General features: G+C 43.1%; 21 protein-coding genes. 3 read left to right on the top strand and 18 right to left on the bottom strand.

What is annotated here, in order from left to right; translation table 11 throughout:
• Positions 1 to 4: 4 nt before the first annotated feature.
• Entirely contained in the window at positions 5 to 940 is a 936-nt protein-coding gene (locus AC1DYB_RS16380) for a DUF5996 family protein (RefSeq protein WP_477436492.1), read from the bottom strand.
• A 178-nt stretch (positions 941 to 1,118) separates the two neighbouring features.
• Here AC1DYB_RS16380 and AC1DYB_RS16375 point away from each other — a divergent pair, with 178 nt between their 5' ends.
• The gene (locus AC1DYB_RS16375; RefSeq protein WP_477436489.1) at positions 1,119 to 4,040 is read left to right on the top strand and encodes a T9SS type B sorting domain-containing protein; all 2,922 of its coding nucleotides are present in this window, start codon (positions 1,119 to 1,121) and stop codon (positions 4,038 to 4,040) included.
• Positions 4,041 to 4,209: 169 nt separating this feature from the next.
• On the opposite strand, the gene AC1DYB_RS16370 is transcribed toward AC1DYB_RS16375, so the two are convergent.
• Positions 4,210 to 4,740, bottom strand: coding sequence for a DinB family protein (locus AC1DYB_RS16370; RefSeq protein ID WP_477392486.1), 531 nt, complete (start codon positions 4,738 to 4,740; stop codon positions 4,210 to 4,212).
• Positions 4,741 to 5,066: 326 nt separating this feature from the next.
• Between AC1DYB_RS16370 and AC1DYB_RS16365 the strand changes: the two genes are divergently transcribed.
• The gene (locus tag AC1DYB_RS16365; RefSeq protein WP_477436487.1) at positions 5,067 to 5,672 is read left to right on the top strand and encodes a transposase; all 606 of its coding nucleotides are present in this window, start codon (positions 5,067 to 5,069) and stop codon (positions 5,670 to 5,672) included.
• A gap of 94 nt (positions 5,673 to 5,766) precedes the next feature.
• Here the strand turns inward: AC1DYB_RS16365 and AC1DYB_RS16360 are convergent, their stop codons facing one another.
• Positions 5,767 to 6,921, bottom strand: coding sequence for a dipeptidase (locus AC1DYB_RS16360; protein ID WP_477436634.1), 1,155 nt, complete (start codon positions 6,919 to 6,921; stop codon positions 5,767 to 5,769).
• A 169-nt stretch (positions 6,922 to 7,090) separates the two neighbouring features.
• On the opposite strand from AC1DYB_RS16360, the gene AC1DYB_RS16355 reads away from it, so the two are divergent.
• Positions 7,091 to 7,228 (top strand): hypothetical protein, encoded by a 138-nt coding sequence (locus tag AC1DYB_RS16355; protein WP_477436485.1) that lies wholly within the window; start codon positions 7,091 to 7,093, stop codon positions 7,226 to 7,228.
• Positions 7,229 to 7,347: 119 nt separating this feature from the next.
• On the opposite strand, the gene AC1DYB_RS16350 is transcribed toward AC1DYB_RS16355, so the two are convergent.
• The 15 genes from AC1DYB_RS16350 to AC1DYB_RS16280 form a co-directional block, all read right to left on the bottom strand.
• Entirely contained in the window at positions 7,348 to 7,743 is a 396-nt protein-coding gene (locus tag AC1DYB_RS16350; RefSeq protein ID WP_477436483.1) for a protease inhibitor I42 family protein, read from the bottom strand.
• Between the two features lie 176 nt (positions 7,744 to 7,919).
• Positions 7,920 to 9,026, bottom strand: coding sequence for an acyltransferase family protein (locus AC1DYB_RS16345; RefSeq protein ID WP_477436481.1), 1,107 nt, complete (start codon positions 9,024 to 9,026; stop codon positions 7,920 to 7,922).
• Positions 9,016 to 9,069: a hypothetical protein gene (locus tag AC1DYB_RS16340; RefSeq protein WP_477436632.1), complete on the bottom strand. Its 54-nt coding sequence runs from the start codon at positions 9,067 to 9,069 to the stop codon at positions 9,016 to 9,018. Before AC1DYB_RS16340 ends, AC1DYB_RS16345 begins: the two co-directional genes overlap by 11 nt.
• 468 nt (positions 9,070 to 9,537) lie before the next feature.
• Entirely contained in the window at positions 9,538 to 9,978 is a 441-nt protein-coding gene (locus tag AC1DYB_RS16335; RefSeq protein ID WP_477436479.1) for a hypothetical protein, read from the bottom strand.
• 186 nt (positions 9,979 to 10,164) lie between these two features.
• Positions 10,165 to 11,976 (bottom strand): glycoside hydrolase family 2 protein, encoded by a 1,812-nt coding sequence (locus AC1DYB_RS16330; protein WP_477436477.1) that lies wholly within the window; start codon positions 11,974 to 11,976, stop codon positions 10,165 to 10,167.
• Positions 11,977 to 12,467: 491 nt separating this feature from the next.
• On the bottom strand, positions 12,468 to 13,730 hold the full coding sequence (locus AC1DYB_RS16325) for a hypothetical protein (protein WP_477436475.1): 1,263 nt from the start codon (positions 13,728 to 13,730) through the stop codon (positions 12,468 to 12,470).
• A 23-nt stretch (positions 13,731 to 13,753) separates the two neighbouring features.
• Positions 13,754 to 15,505 carry a DUF2326 domain-containing protein gene (locus AC1DYB_RS16320; protein ID WP_477436473.1) on the bottom strand — a complete coding sequence of 584 codons (1,752 nt, stop codon included), beginning with the start codon at positions 15,503 to 15,505 and terminating at the stop codon, positions 13,754 to 13,756.
• Positions 15,498 to 15,731 carry an ABC-three component system middle component 6 gene (locus AC1DYB_RS16315; RefSeq protein ID WP_477436471.1) on the bottom strand — a complete coding sequence of 78 codons (234 nt, stop codon included), beginning with the start codon at positions 15,729 to 15,731 and terminating at the stop codon, positions 15,498 to 15,500. The genes AC1DYB_RS16320 and AC1DYB_RS16315 overlap by 8 nt, the downstream gene beginning before the upstream one ends.
• Positions 15,732 to 15,733: 2 nt before the next feature.
• On the bottom strand, positions 15,734 to 16,657 hold the full coding sequence (locus AC1DYB_RS16310) for an SMEK domain-containing protein (RefSeq protein WP_477436469.1): 924 nt from the start codon (positions 16,655 to 16,657) through the stop codon (positions 15,734 to 15,736).
• Between the two features lie 470 nt (positions 16,658 to 17,127).
• Positions 17,128 to 17,364 (bottom strand): hypothetical protein, encoded by a 237-nt coding sequence (locus AC1DYB_RS16305; RefSeq protein ID WP_477436467.1) that lies wholly within the window; start codon positions 17,362 to 17,364, stop codon positions 17,128 to 17,130.
• A 313-nt stretch (positions 17,365 to 17,677) separates the two neighbouring features.
• Positions 17,678 to 18,412: a hypothetical protein gene (locus AC1DYB_RS16300; RefSeq protein WP_477436465.1), complete on the bottom strand. Its 735-nt coding sequence runs from the start codon at positions 18,410 to 18,412 to the stop codon at positions 17,678 to 17,680.
• A 310-nt stretch (positions 18,413 to 18,722) separates the two neighbouring features.
• On the bottom strand, positions 18,723 to 19,469 hold the full coding sequence (locus AC1DYB_RS16295; protein ID WP_295714122.1) for a LytR/AlgR family response regulator transcription factor: 747 nt from the start codon (positions 19,467 to 19,469) through the stop codon (positions 18,723 to 18,725).
• On the bottom strand, positions 19,466 to 20,497 hold the full coding sequence (locus AC1DYB_RS16290; RefSeq protein WP_295714119.1) for a sensor histidine kinase: 1,032 nt from the start codon (positions 20,495 to 20,497) through the stop codon (positions 19,466 to 19,468). The genes AC1DYB_RS16295 and AC1DYB_RS16290 overlap by 4 nt, the downstream gene beginning before the upstream one ends.
• A gap of 202 nt (positions 20,498 to 20,699) precedes the next feature.
• Positions 20,700 to 21,035 (bottom strand): DUF4288 domain-containing protein, encoded by a 336-nt coding sequence (locus tag AC1DYB_RS16285; RefSeq protein ID WP_295714116.1) that lies wholly within the window; start codon positions 21,033 to 21,035, stop codon positions 20,700 to 20,702.
• Positions 21,036 to 21,055: 20 nt separating this feature from the next.
• Positions 21,056 to 21,934: a LiaF transmembrane domain-containing protein gene (locus AC1DYB_RS16280; protein WP_477436463.1), complete on the bottom strand. Its 879-nt coding sequence runs from the start codon at positions 21,932 to 21,934 to the stop codon at positions 21,056 to 21,058.
• Positions 21,935 to 21,951 lie beyond the last annotated feature (17 nt).

Below are 21,951 nucleotides of genomic sequence, written 5' to 3'. Positions count from 1 at the left end.
TATGTTAACTGTTTTTTAATGCCGATAAGTCGCATTGAAGGTTTTTGTCCCAGTTACCGGTTTTGGCTGCCGCGTCATAAGTGGATTGCATAAATTTCAGCAATGTTTCTTCTGGTTTGGCAGATCGCTGTACAGATTCATAGGTTAATAAAAATTCACCCATTTCGGCGCTATAAAATGCTTCGGGTGGTGCTATCTGCTGGTTTTTAAAATCATCAGGAGTAGGATAGCAGTATGCATAAAACACAGCATGAGGAAATTCGGCCGAGCCGGGCCAAAAGCCACATGAGCTTACCTCCTGCGAATAAGCTTCCTGCATAACAGCCTTGGGTATATTGGGCATTCCTCCGGGATGTTGAGGGGCCGGTCTGCCAGAAAACCGGGTAACAGCCAGGTCAAACGCGCCCCAAAAAAAGTGTACCGGGCTGTTCTTCCCCTGAAACCCTGCCCTGAAATCAGTAAACACATTATGGATCCTGACCAGCGCCTGCCAAAAATTATGCATTAAGGCAGCATTGTAACCGCAGGGTGTATGATTTTCTGCAAAAGGCACGGCAGGGTCAACCTCGTTGGGCACGGGGTAAATAGCTACATTTACGCCGGCTTTTTGTATATTATCCATCAGTTGGCCATAAAAGCCGGCTACCGTTTGGGTGCCAAGTGCAAAATGGAGTTTTATTCCCGTACTGGTGATGATCTGCACCTCATGACTGATAAAATCCAGATCGATCTGGAAAACGCCGCCATCATATGGCATACTACCCGTAGTTAAACCTGTGGGGCTTACATACAGCGTTACCTGCCACGAATGGTTTATCCAGGGCATCTTCTGCAGCCTTATTTTGCCAACTATTTGAGTATACATGTGTACCGTAGCAATGGTGTCTTTAATGGCATGAAAATCCAAAGCTGGCCAGGTTGAGGTGGTATGATCTGTCATGAGAAATAGTTTAAAGGTAAACAGTGGGATGGGGTATTATGTTTTTGTCTTTTGGCTTGTGTTTCATGGTGTTGTGGCTGCGTTTGTTAAATAAAAGTATTTATTAACACCCTTGCAAATATCCACCAAAAACCTATATTTTGGTACATATATTACATGATCAGTGTAGGAGGTTTTTATGAATAAAATTTTTACCAACTTTTTACTGTTTTTAGTTAATATAATTTTCTTCTTTGATACCTATGCGCAGTCACCAGATAAAAATTACCTGTATTTACAAAGCTACAGTGTTAATAATAAAGCCCAATTATCGCCTAAAATAAATGCTGCGATAGCCAGCATTAAAGGCAATGCATTACCAACTGTTTTGGCCCCCGACATTAAATATCAAAGTCCCCAGGCTTATGTTATTAATAACCCCATTGTACCTTTGCTGCCTGTAAATACTGGTGGTCCGGTGCTGCCGGGAGTTTATGGACAGGTAAGCACATTTGCAGGCGGGGGGGCGCCCGTTACTCATGATGCTCAGGGCTTGGATGCCGGTTTTAATTTACCATCGGGAATTGGCGCCGACGCGGCAGGTTATATCTATGTTTCAGATTATGGCAGCGGAGCTATCAGGCAAATTTCGCAGGGGGCTGTTGTACATACCATTTCGCACACCCGTAACCCATCGGCATTAATAGTTGATGACCAGGGCTATATTTACGTTTCTGATTTCGCCAGTAATGATATTCTCAAAATTACTCCGGCTGGAGTGGTATCGGTTTTTGCAGGTAGCGGCACTGCGGGTAATACGGATGGAACCGGCACTGCTGCTTCATTTAATTCGCCGGGCGGCCTGGTAATTGATAAGTCCGGGAATATTTATGTTGCCGATCAGCTAAATAACAGCATCCGTATGATCACTCCTGCCGGCGTGGTTAAAACAATTGCGGGCAGCGGCATTGCCGGGTCAAATAACGGACCCGGCATGACAGCCAGCTTTAATAATCCCGATGGTTTGACAATTGATAAGCAGGGCAATGGGTATATAGCCGATACCAAAAACAACCTGATCAGGAAAGTAGCCCCCGATGGTACTGTTACAACATTTGCGGGCAGTGGTGCGGCAGGTAAAAGTGATGGTTTTAAAACAGCTGCAAGCTTTAATTACCCCACAGGCATAGCGATTGATGCAACCGATAATTTGTTTGTAGTCGATAATAAAAATCATTCCATCAGAAAAATTACCCCGGCCGGCGATGTAACAACCTTTGCAGGTACCGGAAGCCCAGGCTATGCAGACGGAATAGGTCCTGCGGCAAGCTTTAATTTTCCAGTAGGATTGACTTTTGATGTAAACGGGAATTTATTTATAACGGATTACGCCAATTATCAAATCAGAAAAATAACTTTAACGGGGTATAGCATTGATAAGCCTGTGCCCGCCGGCTTAGTATTTAACCCCCAAACGGGAGCTATCACCGGCACGCCTACTGCAATATCACCTGCTACCGATTATACCATTACCGCGCATAATGCAGGGGGGAGCAGCAGCACTGTGGTAAACATACAGGTAAGTTTAACCACACTTAAACCATCAATAATTACTTTTCCTCCGCTTGGCGACGCTGTTCAAAATTTGATAACCCTAAATGCCAGTAGTACCAATAAAGAAACCCCGCTTATTTATACCAGCAGTAATCCCGCTGCGGCGATAATTACTGCCGATGGGCACATCCAGTTGATAGGTGTAGGTTATTCAACCATTACCGTTAGCCAGGCGGGTAATGGTAATTATAGCACAGCCGCTCCTGTATCCCGAATACTTACGGTTTACCAGAAGGAAGAGATCGCCTTTGTAGCACCACCAGTTAAACACCTGAACGATGGCGATTTCAGTCCCGGGGCAACCAGCAATGTTTCTGCTTTTCCGGTTACTTATACAAGCAGCAATCCGCAGGTAGCAACCATTGTTAACGGGAAGGTCCATATTACCGGGATCGGCACTACACTTATTACTGCTTCGCAGGCGGGTGATGCATTGCATGTTGCGGCAGCTCCTGTTACGCAGGAGTTTACAGTAACTCCCTTATTGGCATTTGGCGGCATCCCATTAAAATTAACCTGCGATAATGATTTTGATCCCGGTGCAACAAGTACCAAATCAATTGCCTATGTAAGCGGCAATACCGCCGTGGCAACCATCATCAACGGTAAAATTCATATAGTTGCCCCGGGTACAGCAACTATAACTGCAACCAGTAATGGCGAGGTGCTTACCCAGGAGTTAACTGTGGGCGCGGTGCCACAGCCTGCCATAACCATAAGTGCTTCAATACCTACCCCCAATTGCGCGGGCACCCCGGTTTTGTTTACAGCGTTACAAACAGATGCAGGAACAAATCCAACTTACCAATGGCGGGTAAACGGTTTAGATGCCGGTACAAATACGGCAACTTTTACAAGTAATACCCTTGCCGATGGCGACCAGGTATCCTGCACACTCACTAATAACAGTAGCTGCGCCGGTCCGGTGCCGGCAAAATCGAATGTTATAACTGTGGGGGTATTATCAGCGCTTGATCCGGCACCAACTGTGGCAATAGCAGCATCTGCTAATGATGTTTACTCGGGCACAGCCATTACTTTAACGGCTACTACTCAAAATGCGCCATCGGTTACGGCCTATCAATGGAAAGTGAATGGCGTCAATGCAGGTTCAAACCAAAGTACATTCACCAGTACAATCTTTAAAAACGGGGACGAAGTTACCTGCACCATTACGGTAAGTAATGCCTGCACGCTGCCTGCTACGAGCAATATTGTAACAATTAACGTATTGCCGCCGCTTGCCATAACCGTTGCCAATATTTTTACGCCCAACGGCGATGGCGTTAATGATACCTGGAGTATTCCAAATCTTTCTTATTATCCGGATTGCCTCGTAAGTGTTTTTAACCGCTATGGCAACAGGATCATGCAATCCACAGGCTATGCTAAACCCTGGGATGGTACTTATGGCGGTAAACCATTACCACCAGGCGTTTATTATTACATCATTAATATTAAAGATGGCAACCAAAAACTATCCGGCAATGTTACTATTTTAAGATAGCCGTTTTAGCACTTGGTACCGGGTGTTGGCTTTTACCGCTTTTGGAGACGGTATGGTTTTGTGTAGATAACAGACTAAGTGAATTTGGGTAGATACTGAAAAGTACTCCGCAGGGTTCCCTCAATGAGAAGCCTGCGGAGATGAAGCTTTTTAAACCTGCTTGTGTTGCTTAAAACAATTTTTCCTGTGGTGGTTTAACACCGGCCAGGCGTAAGTAAACGGTAGTTTGTCCCCTGTGATGCGTTTGGTGCTCAAAAGCTTTGGTAAACGCCATTCTCCTTGTAAGATCCATACTGCCGAAAAGTTTAATTTGCTCATCCAATTGTTGGGGCGTTAACTTTTTAAGCGCGTTTATGGCAAAATCATAACTTTCCATCACGGCTTTAGTAACAGCTGCTTTTGATTTGTCGGTTGATTTTTCCAACGCGCCGGGGGCATAAGGGCTTTTTTCGCCTGATGCACCTGAAGCAAATCCAAAGTTGGCATCGCTAAGGTGAAGCATCTGCTCGGCAAATGAACGCATTTCGGGCGTGGGCTTTAAGGCATAACCAGTTTCGGTCATGGCATCCAGGTACTCTTTGGTGTAGGTTTTTGCCCGTTCCCATTCTTTCACCAAATCGGCGGTGCTTGTTTGTGCTTTAGCAAAGCCCGTGAAGCCTAAAATAAGGCACAACGTAGTTAGTAGTTTTAAAGTTCTCATAATCATGGTGGTTTATGAAAACAAAGTTCGACTATTTAATGTAAAACAACCAAATAGGCAGGTTAATAAATCATAAAAGATTGACCTGCGGGCAGCTTGGGGGACTTTGGCAGGTGAGGCAGAAAATTGATTGGTCAACATTTCGTCTCCTCGGGGTCTCTCGCAGAGGACCCTGAGGGATCCAAATGGTTGTATATTTACGCATGGACATCAGAACTAAACATGAGCATGAACACGATACCTGGTTTATTTCATTTACCTGTTTTCGTCCCCTCGGGGTCTCTCGCAGAGGACCCTGAGGTATCCGAATGTTTGTATATTTACGTATGGCCATCAGAACTAAACATGAGCATGAACACGATACCTGGTTTATTTCATTTACCTGTTTCAACTGGATTCCGCTGTTTGAAATAACAAAATCGTACGATATGGTATATAAGTGGATTAAACTCATTCAGGATAAATACAAGGTACAAACCCATGCATTTGTGATAATGCCTAATCATGTGCATATCATTGTGCGAACTCCTGATACAGGTGTCGATCTTAACAAGATGATGGGGAATGGTAAACGTTTTATGGCTTATGAACTTGTGGAACGACTAAAATTGACCAATAATTTAATCATCCTTGATCGCCTTGCTTCCGCCTGTACCGACCGCGAGAAAGCGAAGGGACAAATACACAAAGCATTTGAACCCTCGTTTGATGCTAAGCCTATTTTTACTACGGCTTTTTTATATCAGAAGATTGATTATATCCATCATAACCCGGTAAGTGGTAAATGGAGTTTATGCCCCGATTTTACAACCTATCCGCACAGCAGCGCCGCCTTTTACCACCTGGAGAAACCACATGATTTTGTGGGGATAACAGACTACCGGAACTTCTGGGTAGATACGGCTTTAGTGCTACCGCAGGGTCCTCTTTGAGAGACCCCGCGGGGACGGTGAATGATTGACCTGCGGGCAGCTTGGGAGACTTTGGCAGGTGAGGCAGAAAATTGATTGGTCAATATTCGAAACGTTAACTCTTCCCCGCGGTGGCTGCATCAAACACACGGCAGAAGTTACCGCCGCCTACTTTACCTATTTCATCGGCAGTAAAGCCGGTTTTTAACATGGCATCAACCACGGTGTAATAGAAACCGGATTTCTGATCTGCCCAGACCTGGTTTGTGCGCTCGCCGATCCTGCCGCCATTTTGACCGTTGCCGCCTGTACCGTCGTGACCTTTATCCATGGGCGGCCCATCATGGTGATCATCAGGATCAACACCAGGTTTAGGGCCTAAGTTACTGGCTGGCCTATATGGCGAGGTCAATTTGGTATCGGTGCCGATGCAAACATGGTCGATACCTGCAACATGTACCAGGGCACGAATATTTTGAGCGTATTCCAATGCGGAGTCGGCTAAATGTGTCCATACACCAATCACGCCGCCCGTGTCTGCCACAATTTTAGCCTGCTCCTTGCTGATGAGCCTTGGCTTCATCATTCGGGCCATATTTGGGTTTTGTCCCAGCTGGGTATCAAGTCCTGTATGGGAGATGATCACCGGATGTTTCGCCACTTTGAGCGCGGCGGCCACCGTCTCTGTGCTGGCGTGCCCAAGGTCTACAAGAATGCCCAGGCGGTTACATTCCCTAATCACGCTGGCACCGAAAGTGGTGAGGCCGCCCCAACGCGCGGGGTTGGTGAAAACATCGCCCAGTGGTGCTGATGCATCGCTGTCATGAAGCAGTGTGAGGTGGCGTAATCCCCGGTCATAAGCTTCGCTAAGGCGCTCCAGCTGGCCTTCAAGAAAGTGACCGCCCTCTACTGATTGGATCACGGTGGGTTGGTGTTTTTTGTGGGCCGCAAGGAGATCGGCAAGGTTCAGAGCGCGCTTCATGCCGTTGCGGGCCAGCTGCTGGTCCATAGAAGCCAGGCCATTCTTAAACCGTTCGTAGGCTTCTCCGGGGTTTTGTAATTTTTTATAATCTACAGCGAATGTCATGCAGATGGCCGATAAACCCGAACGCTTCATCTCACCGGTAAGGTCGATATCCGGACCGGGAACTTCAGCCGCGGTGAGCGGTACGTCGATATGATTGTGTGCGTCGATGCCGATGGTGGCGGCTACAATTCTGGCTACCTCCGGGTCTGATCCGCTGATGGCCCATGCTGCCAATGGATTCATTAATGTAGTGCCTGCCCCGGCTATAGTGATAGCGGCCAGGAACTCCCGTCGAGACCATTTTGGTTGAAAGTTCATCATAATTTACAATTAAGGGAATTGCCGGCAGGTTGCTATCCCGCCGGCCCGCATTATATTTTCTTTGATCTGTATAGCTTAAAGGTAGTAACAGTTGGGGATATCACTTTGTGTAATCGTCGTTGAGCCGCAATCAATAGACGAATTGGCGAATACAGCCGATAAGGGAACGGTAAATATTTTACTTCATTTTAGCGCAGGCGTTGCAGATGGCTTTTTTGGCGATGGCTAACCTGTGCTCTACAATATAATGCGCTTCGCTAAAGGAAGGGCGTATACTTAGCATGCGGTCGACAAGCCGGGGAGGCTTGCGCCAAAGGAGAGGACCGCACTTTGTAGTTTTAATGGTTTTTATTTTACGGTGATCTGATTGGAAAATAATGATAAAGTCTCGCCGCTGCCGCGGCTGGCTGTAACTTCGAGCGTTGTTGTGCCGCTTCCCTTTGCGGTAAACGTCCAGATATCCTTACCAAAATCGCCAATATTATTTGTACCATTTTGGTGTGTATGGCTCTGCAATGTTAATACCGAACTTTTATACTGAGGGGTGTTAAACTGGTAGCCGCCATCACCGGGGTTTCCTAAAATTAATGAAATACTTTGCCCCATGGTAACCGAAGCTGTGCTGCCTGCGTCGGCTGCGGTTAATTGCTTAACGGTAGTTTTATCTCCGGTGTTTTTATCTTTATGGCAACTCATTATGAACAGGCAAGTTATGATACAGGTACAGTTGTAAATTAACTTCATGACAAGTTTAGTTTATTGGTTTATAAATTTAAGCGTATTTATTGAATAACCGCTACATATCATATAACGTAGGGGCACTGGTAAACGCTACAATTGTTTAAAAAATAAAGATCGTTGTGAAAAATCTACAATTAATTATTTTCAACCTCATTGTCTAATCCGGGGGGCTTTTATTTTTAGCCAAGTTTTTTTCGCAGCCATTTACGAACCGGCTCATCGTACCATTTCAAAGCGATATACGCCAGGATAATTGCACCAATCAAAATAGCTAACGCATAAGGCCAGGCCTGTACAATAGTTACGCCTTTGTGATTGCTGATCCATGCCACATAAAAATAAACCAGCGGATAATGTACCAGGTAAAGAGGATAGGATATATCGCTGAGAAACCTGCATATCCTACTCTCCGTTTGGGTATGAACCTCACCGCTGGCGCCAATGTAAACGATAAGCGGAAAAATGATAATGATGCAAACAGATTCGTATATCCCGTTCATCCAAAGATGGTGAGCACCGCCGATGCGCGGCATATACAATACCATCGCTAATAAAACGCTGCACCATAAAAAGGCATTCCTGATGCGGGCGGGCTTAGCAATACGCGAAAGCAACAGGCCGGCAAAGAACGGGTATATCGTACGGGTAATGCCCACGCGCACCTGCTCCACGTTAAATGTCCAGCCTCCGCTCACATCCCCATTGGTGATCGCCAGGTGCGCAAGTGCTACAGCTGCAACGCATACCAATACAGCCAATGTTGTTTTTGAAAATTTTCTTATCCAAACCGCATAAAGGATGTTGGCGATGTATTCAAAAAATAAAGACCATCCTACGCTGTTAAGCGGATGCATTTCCTGCCAGCCGCGTATATCCAGGGATAGCGGTATAGGCAGAATAGTGTAACCGATGAGCATAACCAGCAGCATTTTCCAAACTGGCACGGTATGGATAAGCGGCCAAAGCGTTGAATCTGTGAAGTAAAAGCCGATAGCACCCAATGTCATGCCCAGAACCACGAGCGGCTGAAGGCGCTCGATACGGCGTTTAAAAAAGCTGCCAATCGTCATTTTATGCCAGCGGTCGTCATAAGCATAGCCGATAACAAAACCCGACAGCAGGAAAAAGAAATCGACAGCCAGGTATCCGTGATTAACTATGATATCCAGATGACCACTCCCCAGCGGTTCGGTTAAGTGAAAGGTAACTACGATGATGGCTGCAACACCGCGTAAACCATCCAGTATCTGGTAATGCGGTTTGGTGATCAGTTTATTATTGTCCATGTATAGGATTAGAGTTGTTGAGTTGGCCGGTATTTGACCAGATGCTAAAGTAGATGTTGTGGGTGATCAGCGGGTAAGCAGGTGCTTATCTATCCTGTGCATGCGCAGGATAGGTCAAACATGTATAGGCCAGTAAGACCGATGACTTAAGTCGGTTAGATTGGTTCATGGATGGTATATAATTATTTATTCAGATCGTAAAAGTAAGTAAAAGCGTTGCCGGGATATCTTCATATTGTATCAAAGTCCACGCATATCGTCTCATTTTTGCGTGTTTTTGCCTTCCGGTGCTCGCGCGTGTTATGTTCAGATAGCAAAAAAGCCGCTTTACTTTTGTAGAGCGGCTTCGTAACCCATAGTGGAATCGGACTCCTAATCTAAGGCACCTTGAAGAAAGCTAATTCCTTATGTCCCCTCAGGGTCTCTCGTAGAGGACCCTGAGGACAAAACAAGCATTACGCTACCGCAGGGTCCTCGTTGAGAGACCCCGCGGGGACTGAATTTTTCATCCTTAATTAACCTTAGCTAAGGTGATAGTTCCCGATCCGGTAGGATCAGGCGAATTTTTCCAGGTGCCATGTAACCCGCCGGTTTTGTCAACAACAGCTACGGCAACTTCCGTTACGCCAACGTTACTGGCAATGCCGTAAACGCAGGTGTAGGTACAGGTAAGGGTATCGGCTTTTAAAGCCCAGGTGCCTGGCGCTAAATGCTGCTGACCAGCCCCCTTCGTATCGGCAATCATGGTACCGTCGGGCTTAATGATGAGACTGAAATATTGCTTACCAAGGCTGGCGTTGGCATTATCGGTATAGGTGCCAATCCACAAACCATGTATGGATGACACTTGTGGTACATCGGCAATGGCCCCTTTCTGACAACTTATTTGAAACAACATCATCGATAGTGCGAAAACGGTTAATACAACCGCGCTCATTAAAATTTTTTTCATGATAATTTTTTTAACAGTTTAGGCGTGGTTTTGGGCCTCATTAAAGTTAAGCGGAATCATAATAAAAAGCAAGAGGTAGCAAATATCAGGTAGTTAGTGCCAGGTTGCAATGCTTTTTGCAGGCAGACCGCAATACACAAAGCATTGGCCGCTGCGGTGAAAACACCAACCAGCGGCCAAACTTTTTTACTTATTCATTTTATAACTTTCCTTAATAACGGCCTCATTAACTTCTTTTATCCTTTGAAGTTCCATTTTTTCAACGGCGCGGTCATAGGTAAGTACACCGTTCACTTCATGTTCCACGTCGGTGGTTTGGGTATATATGGCTACGCTGAGGCCCTTGTATTTCATGAGCTGTTCTACCTGATCAAGCAATAAAACGTAACGGTCGGTAAGCGAGCTTTTGGTGGGTTGTAAATCATAGGCATTGTTTTCTACCGGCCACATATGTCCACGCACAAACAGGCCAACACCACCAAATTCTCCTAATGATGCTGCACGGTGGGCATCCGGTTCCGAAGCACCGTTAGGGCCTATGTAAATATGGGTATCTACATAATCGCCGTTGCCCGGGTCGCCGTAAGCTTTCTGATAGCCGGGGTTATTGTTAAAACCCGAGTTGCCGTTCACCAACCGCGACGGGTCATATTGCTTTACCCAATTGGTGATATTTTTAACATCAAAAGCTCCCCAATTTTCATTAAAGGGTACCCATGTTATTATTGATGGCGAATTGTAATGATCGTCCATAATGGCTTTCAACTCCTGGCGGTACACGCGCCTGTTTTTGGTGGTGTCTTCATGCTGATACCAGATGGCAGGCATATCCTGCCAAACCAACAAACCCATTTTATCGGCCCAGTAGTAAAAGCGCTGCGGCTCGGTTTTCATGTGTTTACGGATGAGGTTGTACCCGGCCTTTTTGGTGTACTCCATATCATATTTCAGGGCTTCTTCTGTTGGGGCAGTTAAAACACCGTCGGGCCAGTAACCCTGATCAAGCAGGCCAAGCTGCATCATAAATTTACCGTTTATCAGCGGCCTTACCACACCGTTAAGTTTGCCCAGCTTAATATTGCGCATTCCGAAATAGCTTTTAACTTCATCGGCCTCACTGCCGTCTGCATTATAAAGGGTTAATTTAAGATCATATAAAAAAGGCGCGTCCGGCGACCACAACATAGGTTTATCTATCGGCAGATAAAAGGTTGTCCCCCCGGTTGCATCAGCTTTTGAAACTATTTTTCCGTTATTGAGCGCAACAGCCGAGATCCTGGCGTTGCCATCTGTATTAACCAAAACTTTTAGGCGACTATTGTCCAAATCGGGCAGCAGGCGAATACTTTTTATGTAGGATTTACTCACCGGCTCCAACCAAACTGTTTGCCAGATGCCCGAGGAAAAAGTGTAATCGCCGCGCGGACCGTTTTTACCGGATGGTGTTCTGCCATCATTTAAATCATGTGCTGCAACAACAAGGCTGTTTGACCCTTTTTTTAGATATGGGGTGATGTTGAAGCTGAATGAATCATATCCGCCCGCGTGCGTACCCGCTTTTTTACCATTTACAAAAATGGTGGCATCATGATCTACCGCTTCAAAATGAATAATTACCTGCTTACTCTGCCATTTTGCAGGCACATCAAAAGTACGACGATACCACATATTAATCTCCTGTTTCCGCTGCACACCCGATAGTACAGATTCGGGACAGTAGGGCACCAGGATCTTATCGGGCGTAGCGTTAAAAGATGCCGGTTTTTCGGGGCTCAACGCATCTGGAGCGGTTTTGCCACCTAAATAATCCCACTTACCATTAAGGCATAGCCAATCGTTACGCTGCAACTGCGGTCTCGGATATTCGGATAGTGGAACAGCGGCTTGCATGGCAGCGGTTGTCCACTGCGTAGGCAGTTTCGCCTCCTGGGCAAATAAGCTACAGCAGCTAACAACAAACAGAAAAAATGCAGGAATAGTCTTTTTATAAGGATTCATAATACGTGTTATTATTCACAGGGTTATTATCGCCTAAAATAGGTATTTGATATAGATTATGACAATTTATTAAGATGGGGGAGGGTTACGCCATGGTAATTGTGTGCCTAACAGTTCCATAAACCCCTGCCTTCCCTTCCCCGGGGAAGGAATCGCACGTAGGCCGGGCTTTTGGATGGTGGGGATGCGTGGTTTTTACGAAATTACCCAGTGCAAGTCTCAAAAATCGAAGTCGTCCCGAACTTGTTTCGGGATCCCACAGGACAGGTGGCCTGCATGATGTATACTTACCTTATGGTCAATGTTTAGCTTATGGTCGGTGTTTTCACCGCACTATTCTGTCGAAAGGTATCGGTTTTCCGAAAAAACCTGATCACTGCTATTCGGTACATATGCATGTCTTACTTTGTATGGAGTAAGCCAATTGCATTAGCTGGTGCGGTGAAAACGCCGAACAGAGATTGAACGGTGGTAACCAGGAACAGCCTAAATTACTTACCAGTTAATTGTTCAGTTTGCCAGCCAAATGCCACGAAAACTTCTTTCATCACATTGATTTCATCTGCAGTATATGGTTCGTTGAGCATTGAATAACCAAAAGTAAAGGATTCGGTGGTACGTGACATACCCAGAGCGCCTACTTCTTTACATTTGAAGTTATGCAAGAAGTGATGATGGTGAAGACTCATATCCACAATTTCTGTTAACTGGTTTCTTGGATAATCATCATCATGATAGATAAAAACCATATTAATAAAAGGAAGCACCACATGGCTGCGATTTAGTTTGATGTGTACATCGCCCATGACGTAACCTTCGTGATAGTTCAAAAATGCTCGTGCAAACTCTGCCCTCTGTATGCGGTTAAGACGAAAAAACATAGCCGCTAAATGATTTCCGTTCTGCGTAAGGATAAGAAATTCTTTAACCAGCCTATCAATAAAATAGCTTTCTTTTTCGTAGTGGTCTTTTTGACTTGCTATTTTTGACTTTAAAAATTTATCCCATTCGCCGTCAAGTTTAAGCAGCAAACTATCTACTTCGTTGTGATTCAAACTGTCTGGGAATTTATAAGCATGAAGTATGTATTGAGCAATCAAATCAAGCTCTGATCCAAGAACCATAGTAACTTTGCCACCGGATTTAGCAACTTCTTCAATTTCGTTTTGGGCACTGATTTTGTCGTTGGTAGAAAAATCATACTCTGCACGTGGGAACATAAACGCCGGATAACAATTAAATAGTTTACATCTTGCTGTAAGATATGCAGTAATGTCGGGCAAGGTATTGAGTTCTTCCATTGCAGTGTACCAAGCAGCCGCATCCATAATAGTATAATTTTTTCCTTGATCGAAGTGCGAAGTCTGATAATACTTTACATCCTCGTTTAGATTGATAATTATTCTATATATCTCCGTTACTCTATCCTTTTCAAAGAGTTCCGCATCACGGTCAGGATGTTTTAAAAGTAAAGGAATATTGCGAAAAAGCTTACGCTCAGCCCCATCGATCTGCCGGATCGCTTTGTTCACTGTCTTTTTAAAATATCGCCCATAGTCGCCTTTAAATGTATAATTCTTTACTGAAATAATCATGCAGATATGATCAAAAACAACCAGTAAATCACAAATTTCCTTATTATCTCCTGTAATATCCAGAGGGCTGGGGAAACACCAATATTTTATAAAAGATTTAAAGGCGATGTGATTTACAAAATCCTCTCCCGACTTCCCTTTAGCATCTGCATTTTCCATAAAATAGCTTCAATTCGCCAGGGCTATGAAGTTTTTCTTTTCAATACCTCATTATATTTTACCTTTAGAAAGCGGTTTCCCTTAGTAAACCTGGCGCGTATGTGTTCCTCCACATTGAAATTTAATGATTGCTTTTCTTCCAAAGATTCAATCATGTCCCGATTGATCGTTAAGATATATTGAAATTCCTCGCCTCGGTTTTGTTCTTGTTGATATACATAGTTTAAGCTTTTTTCAAGGGAATCATTATCAACGTTAAATAGATTATCATGAACTAAGAATTGAGGATGATACAGACGTGTGTAATCATTGAACATTAAAGCCATATCGTAAATAAAGACTTTTATGCGTTCTGTGCTCCAACTGTGGTCATCGTCAGTTCGCAAATCAAACATTATGAACTCTTTAGCTTGATTGCTGGTCTTCGTATTGATCTCGAAATGCGATTGTTTATTACCAAAAATTTTATCGTGAATATCTAAAATAGATTGCTCAAAGCTGTCAATCACAGCTTCATGCTCGGCGACCTGCTGGTCAAATTCAGATATCTTTAGGTTTTTTTGGTTATTAAGGTATTTCTTCTCCCGCTCAGCCTGATTGTATTGGCTGATTAAAGAACGTAGCGTACTTAGCTCTTGATTCTTTTCGTTAAAAATTCGAATTGCTGTTTTTAGGTTTCCTAGTAATTCTCCGTTATCGAGAATAGCGATCTTTTCTGAATACTGGTCATCAAGTTTCCGTGAACGTTCATTTAAAACCTGCAAATCAGCTTTCAATTTTACCAGATTATTATTAACGATAGTATTTCGAAAATTATCTATTTTGCTTTTAAATTCAACTACGTCATCAAGCGATTTTTTTATCATATCACCCAAGCCAGACTTGAACTGATTAAATAAAATGGTAATATCCCTTTCACTAATGTTCTCTGGCTGCGGTAAAATGTCTATTTGCTTAATCTTGTATTTAATCGACTTTTGCTGATCGCGTACCTCCTTCAGTTGAGCATCAAGGGTAACCAGTTCATTTTGCACAATTTCAAACGAATCATTGTTTCGTAATTGCTCAATTGATGCATTAACACGGCTAACTTCACTTTCCAGTTCGTTCAATTTAGCCTTGGCATCACTGACCTTGATCTCGCTATTGTTCGTTAATAGCTTAGTCGTTTCACTTAAGTATTTTGTTTTTTTATGCAATTCATCAATCAACTTGACCAAGTCATTATAAAGGCCCAACCCAAACCCAAGGAAAAATAAGTGCGGCTTAAAATCACGGGGGATGTTTTTATCAGTGTCAAAACACTTAATGATGTCTTTAAACTCTGATCGCTCGTCGCGAATTATAGGTGCCAGCAGATTTCTGAAACTGATACGTTCGGTATAGGCGGGGTATTGCTCAAAATAGAGATTGCCTAAATAATCCGACGCGGCATCCAGACTGTCAAAATCAATAACTTCACTACCCTTTATTATTACAACGCTGTCAGGTGTTTTAATGCCTCTTGAAATAATTACTAATATTCCATTAATTGTTAGGTTCAGAGATATTACAGCGCTCTGATCAATCAAATTGGCAGGTATGAATGAAACACGGCTTTCAGCTGTTTTTTTCAACAAGCAATAATTTAGAAACTCTATACAAATCGACTTACCAACCCCATTGGTTTTATTGCTGTCATCAGATTTTTCACCCACAATAAGGTTTAATCCCGCTTCAAAAGTAACCGGATCAAAAATTTCAGGAGTGCTATGTAATTTTAACAGCCTAATCATTTAATACATAAACATATGGTTCACTAAACTCAACAATTCCGGTACTGTATAAAAACGCCAAGCCGAAAAATAGTTGGCGGTATTGCTGAATATTTTGTTTTTTCAATGCTGCGGCCAGCTGAAATATGGTTAAGCGACTGCCCTTTTGGTTCTTAAACTCCTTAAGAATCAAGGAGGCTACGTACACCGATGAGGTCTTTATATTTTCGTCTTTATTAATCAGCATACTCAATTTGGAAATACGTTACACTTTATCATTTCATCTAATAAGTAAAAACGAATCGCTTGCTTGTCAAACCTCACAAACCCATTAGTTGACAACTTATTGTAAAAATATTCAACCAGTTCGCTTAAAGCTAATTTGGGGTCATTATTATTTTTAGTTAACAAGACATCGCTTTCATCTTTCAGGTAGCTGGAAATTATAACAGACATTACACCATCCATTTTTTCACCGGCTGTTGTCAAAGCTGTATTATATACTGAAAAAAGCGTACCATATTGACCGGTTAGATAGTTGGCGTGATCAGCAAAACGATTATATATTTTAAAATCAGGATCAACGTTATCCTTTTTCTCTGTAAGCTGCCTGTTTTCCTCTTTACTTAAAAAATCAATCAATGACATAATTGTTTCGACCTCTGTAGATTCGGTCGAAGATCTTTCTTCCAATATTTCACTTTCTAAAAAGTCTGCAACGGTTGCGATCCTTTCTGTTTCAAAATTATTTACGATTGCCAGTAAGCGCTTCACATCCAGAACATCTTTTTCATGGTCAAAATTGTGACCAAAGGTAGTAGTATAATCTTTAGCGTCCTTCCCTATTAAAAGCACTTGTAATTTATAATCCTTGTAGTCTTCATTTTTGTAGAAGCCATCCAACGCCTCTTTAATTTTAGTACTATCGTTTTGTGAGGTAATTTGAATAGACTGCTTGTTGGCAGTATCTATCAAATCTATATGAGCAGTATTTTGTGCGTTGAAATTGGTATTGGTAAACGTAAAGCCTAATTTATTAAATAAATCCCTGTAAAAATTCTCCGCATGAATATTTACGTCAGTCAAATTTAGAGAGTTCGCTAAGGTAACCCTCGTTTTTATGTAACTGAGCCACTTTTCAACGATATTATATTTTATATTCCGACGATCCATAAGGCAAGGTACAAATCTACTGATTCAGCACAGGTTAAATGTAATAATTATACGGATACCTTAAACTATATTGTAGAATAACTATGGCATAATTGATTATAATATCCCCATCGCTGGCGCCCGCGTGTCGCGGGTGCCCCGCTGATAGGTGAACGCTCTGCTAAGTAATGAATTTGTAAATCCCGGACGTTTAACCGCGCACTTGAAGCGCCAATTATATACCCAGATTAATTAGAAGCCCCCTGCGTAAGGGATAGCAACGAATACCGGCCTCGCGCTTAATGCCTGAAGCCGTATAAGTGAATAGCCCGGCCCGACCTAAGGAGGGTTACGCCATAATTAATTTTGTACCTAAAAAGTTCCATAAACCCCTACCTTCCCTTCCCCGAGGAAGGAATCGCACGTGGGCCGTGCTTTAAAAATTATTGGGGTAAGGTAATGCAAGTACAAAAGTCAGTTTTTATGAAGATTTATTTTATGATTAAAAACCAAATTTCAATAGCGTTTTCTACCTGTATGGAGAATAATGTAGGAAATTTATAAACTTTTATGGAGTAATTAAAACTATAAGTTGATGGACTATATAAATTAAGATTGTGTTCTCTATTTATTTCTTCACATTCAGTTTTTAATTTATTTAAACCTGCAATGCCAATTACCGAGATTAGTTGTTTATATGATTTAATATGAATAGGAAATACTTTCATTTGATAACTTTTAAGTTAATATGAATAGTAAGGTAAAGGGTGAAAAACAATGGTTCTACACCTTAACTTAAATTAAGGTGGGTGACGCTGATCTGATCAGAATAGGTGGGAAGATTTTAAATGCTACTTCGAAATGGGCTAATAACTACCATGACAACAACGACTAATGGTTTATGTTTTTTTATTTATGTAGGTGTTGAAAGTTCACTCCTTTAACGGTACTATTTTTTACTAAAAGATAAACCCCTTCCCTCCGTTTCCCGGGGAAGGAATCGCAGTGGCTGGGGCTTTAAAAATATTGCGGTAAAAGTAATTAATTAGCCCATTTGATCATTGTGGTATCAATTTCGAATATTTTAGGATCGACAGGTTGTTCCTTAACAGATATAACATCGTATATTTTGGCTGACAAAGCATTTTTGTGCGTACTATCAAAATGGACGGCTTTTAATCTCAAATAAAAGACGCCAGTTTCATCTGCAATTTTGTTAAAAAAGCCAAGGTTCCAGTTTTTAAAGTGTTGTTTATCTATTTTTAAATATCCCCTTGAAATTATAAAGTTGAAATCGGTGTACGTGGTAGAATCCTTTTGGGGATAACTAACGTTGACCTCGATATTTTCGCAGTCTCTTGAAAGTATTTTGTCGTTTATTTTTTTCACTTTAAAACCGTCGAGCTTTTGAACAGGGAAGTTTAAATTCAATTGGTGCAAAGTATCCGAGGTATTATAAAGAAACAATCGTAAAGGTTTACTTTCAAGGTAATAATCTTTAACTACGTGAAATTTTGCAGATTTCTCGGAATGTATGCCAACGTAATTGCCATGAGAGTAAAAAAGCTGCACCGTGTCGTTTAAAAAAGATTTGCCATCGGGGTAATTAATAAATTCAACTTCATGGTAAGTGATCACACCTTCAAACTCCTTTTGGGATGTTTCTTTAGGTTTTGCTGCGGATTTACACCCAAACTGGGAGATAGAAAATATTGCTGAAAGTATGATGGTTAAGGTTTTAAGCATAGGTTTAATTGGTGTTTGTGGTATCTGCATTGTTTAAACCCCTACCTTCCCTTCCCCGAGGAAGGAATCGCACGTGGGCCTTTGCTTGTATGGTGGTGAGGCATGGTTTTTATGAAATTAGCTATTACAATTCTCAAAAACTGAAGTCGTCCCGTCCGTCAGCCGACGGATCGGGATCCCATGGGACAGGTGGTCTGCATGATGTATACTTAGCATGTGGGGTGCCGAAACAAGTTCGGCATGACTGTTTGGGGGGGCGTCGACGCTCTTTGCCCTCCCTTGCTCTATCGAAATGACAATTTTTTTTTGGGCTTTCAGCCTTAAGCCTTCGGCTTTCCGCTTAAATTCCCAATACTTGTTTCAACTTTACATAGCCTGTTTTACTCACCGGTATTTTGGCGCCGGATTTTAGGATGGCCAGGTGGGCGTCTTTTTCGTAGGGATCTATACGGGTGATTTGTTGTATGGCGATGATGTAGGAGCGGTGCACGCGGACGAATTGGCGTGGATCGAGCGTTTGCTCAAAGAAGCTCATGGTTTTGTTTTTGAGGTAGGAGCCTTCTTTGGTGATTACGCTTACGTAGTCGTCGTCGGCCATCAGGTAGTCAACATCGGCAACGGGGATGATTTTTACTTTGGTGCCGGTTTTAACTACAATACGCTCGTGCTGTGCAGGCGAATGGGCGGCAACGGCTTCCAACAAATCTTCGGTATGTTTTTGAGCCTGTTTCTCGGGCGCGGCAGCCAGGAATTTTTCAACGGCTTTGTTAAAACGCTCCTTGCTGAAAGGTTTCATGAGGTAATCAACTGCGTGAGCTTCAAATGCTTTAATGGCATATTCGTCAAAAGCGGTAGTAAATATTACTGCAGGAGGGTTCTCCACCAGTTCAAGCATCTCAAAACCATTGATCTTGGGCATCTGCACATCTAAAAAGATCAGGTCGGGCTGGTGCTGCTGAATGGCTTTTAGGCCTTCAAAGCCATCATTACATTCCTGTATCAGTTCAATCTCTTTAAAATTTTGCAGGTATTCCATTACAACCATGCGTGCTAATGGTTCGTCATCAATAATTAAGGCTCGCCTCATAACTGTGGTACTTTTATTATGGTTGTAAATATATTATCATTTGCGTGAGTTTCCATCAGATCGTTACGGGCAAATAATAAATAAAGGCGTCGTTGTACTCCCCGTAAGCCAAAACCGGTGCCTTTTTTAGGGCGCGAGGTTTGCGGATCATACGGGTTTTGTACCATGATGACCAGGTAATGCTCTTCAATTTCGCCGCGGATGCTTACGGTTACGTCGCCGGTGGTATCATATAAGCCAAATTTAATGGCGTTTTCTACCAGGGGCTGCAGTAGCATGGAGGGCAGCAGGGCCGCGCCGCATTTGGTATCGCAGCTAATTTCGGTTTGCAGGCGATGACCAAAACGCACCTTTTCAATATCGAGGTACAGGTTTAAATGGGCCAGTTCTTCTGATAGGGGTACCTGTTGTTTATCGTCCTTTTTTAAAGTGCCGCGTAAAAAATCAGATAACTGGTGAATCATCCTGCGGGCCTCATCGGGTTTAAAGCCGATAAGGGCGTTTATGGAGTTAAGGCTGTTGAATAAAAAGTGGGGTTGTAATTGCTGACGCAGGTTGTACAGCTCGGCATCGCGGGCCAGTTGTTCGGCTTCGTTTTTGCGTTTCTGGGTTTCTTTTTGATCAAGCTGCGAGTACCACAGCAGGCTGAGCATGGCCATCCAGCCTACGGCTAAAAAGTTGATGAAAAACCTGATGGTGAGGGATTGAATTACAAAGTTGATAAAAACTTTATCGGTATTGAGCAGGGGTAACAGGTAGCGGCAACCGGCGGCGCAGATGCCCGCCAGGGCTACAACCCAGATAAACAGGTTGATATAACTGCCCTTGCCGGGCTGGTAATAGCGCAGGTTATTGTTGATGAGCCAGCAGGCGCCCGACAATAAAACGGCGCTCAACATACCATCTACCGAGGCGGTGAACCATAAAAAGCCAAAACTATGGATGATATAGGTTTGCAACGCGGCCCATAAAAAGCCGCATGCAACTAATGCACCGTATAATTTTGAAGTAGATGAAGGTATGGCCAATGTTGTTTTTGTTTACTTTATAATCTTTTGTCATTTGGAACGAGGTACGGGCGCTCATGCTTACCATGTGCATTGTGGCTTAGCGGGGCGTATAAGGTTTCTCTTTCGCCTCCACCGCTCATTGCCCTCTCCGGCTCTATCGAAATGACATTTACTTTTATTTATTTTATTCTTCCACTCACCATTCACTCCTCACCACCACTCAATTCCTAATCCCCAGCAATGCCGCTTTATGGTGCGCCCAGGCAATGTAAAGGTCGGCATCGGGAGTTTCGTGAATGTTGTAATACAGTTCGGCTCCATCGGTAGGTTCATTAATGCGGTTTAGTTCGGCCACATCAATAAACTGCCATTTAACGGTTTGTTTTTCTATGTTTTTAAAGCTATCCTGGTTGGCATGGCCAATCTTGTTAGCTTTTTCAAAGGCATTTAGTTCGGTTTCGGCACTTATAAGTCGTAATTGCTCATCAAATTGCGCCTGATGATCTCCATCACCGCTTATTACCCTGAAAACTAATTTTGCTACGTACCAGTTCATGATTGTTTTGTTGTTTATTATTAATAACTGCGGATATCAACTCCCGCAAAAATGGAAACTCCTTTTAGCACCAGTATTTTACCGTTTACGCTTGATGCGGTGCTTTTTATCCTTTTATCATCCACACTGGCAAAAACCGCTGCCAGGTCTGATACCACCTGCCAGTTGGATGGCACAATAATTTTGGTGCCGCCAAATATTTGGGTAATATCAAGGTATACACGCCCGTCAATATCGGCCTGGGTAAAATCAAGTTCGGCACCGCCAAAAATGTTTACTATATCGCCGCCCTTAAAATCTTTACTCAATATGGTTTTGTTAACGCCGCCAAATATGGAAACGGTATCCAGGTAATCGTCGCCATTATGGTGACCAAATGGGGGAGTGTACGGCGGTGTATTAGGCTCAGTTGGCGGCACATCATCACCTTCTTTTACCACGTAATCAACTTCGGCGTCGGTGGCTTTTTCAAAGTTAAATTTGGGTTTTTCTGCCTTGCCCCAATTTTGGGGATCGGCATAATTTTTTTCCCATTTTGTTTTGTATTTGCCTTCCCATTGCTGGTCGCCGTGTTTGCCACGCTTCACTATCAGCCACATACCGAAAGCGATAATGGCAATAGGCCATACCACCCTGCCAGCATCGGGAATGTTATTATTGAATAAAAACAAGACACCTAAAAACACCAGGATAGCCCATGATGAATTTTTGTAATTGTGTTTGGCGCCGATGTACAATCCCCAGCCAATAAGCCACATTGGCCAGCTGAACAGCCAGCCGGGGATAAGAAAAGATGCAAACTGCCTCAAAAGCAGTACCCCACCAACGGCAAGCAAAATGATGCCGGCCATTGCTTTGCCTTTATTTGGGTTTTGCGGAGAATTTATATCGTTGTTCATTTGTTATATGCCTTTTA

Source organism: Mucilaginibacter sp. P2_A4 (assembly GCF_056405015.1).
Note: the sequence above shows the minus strand (reverse complement) of the source record. Positions and strands in the feature narration are given on the sequence as shown.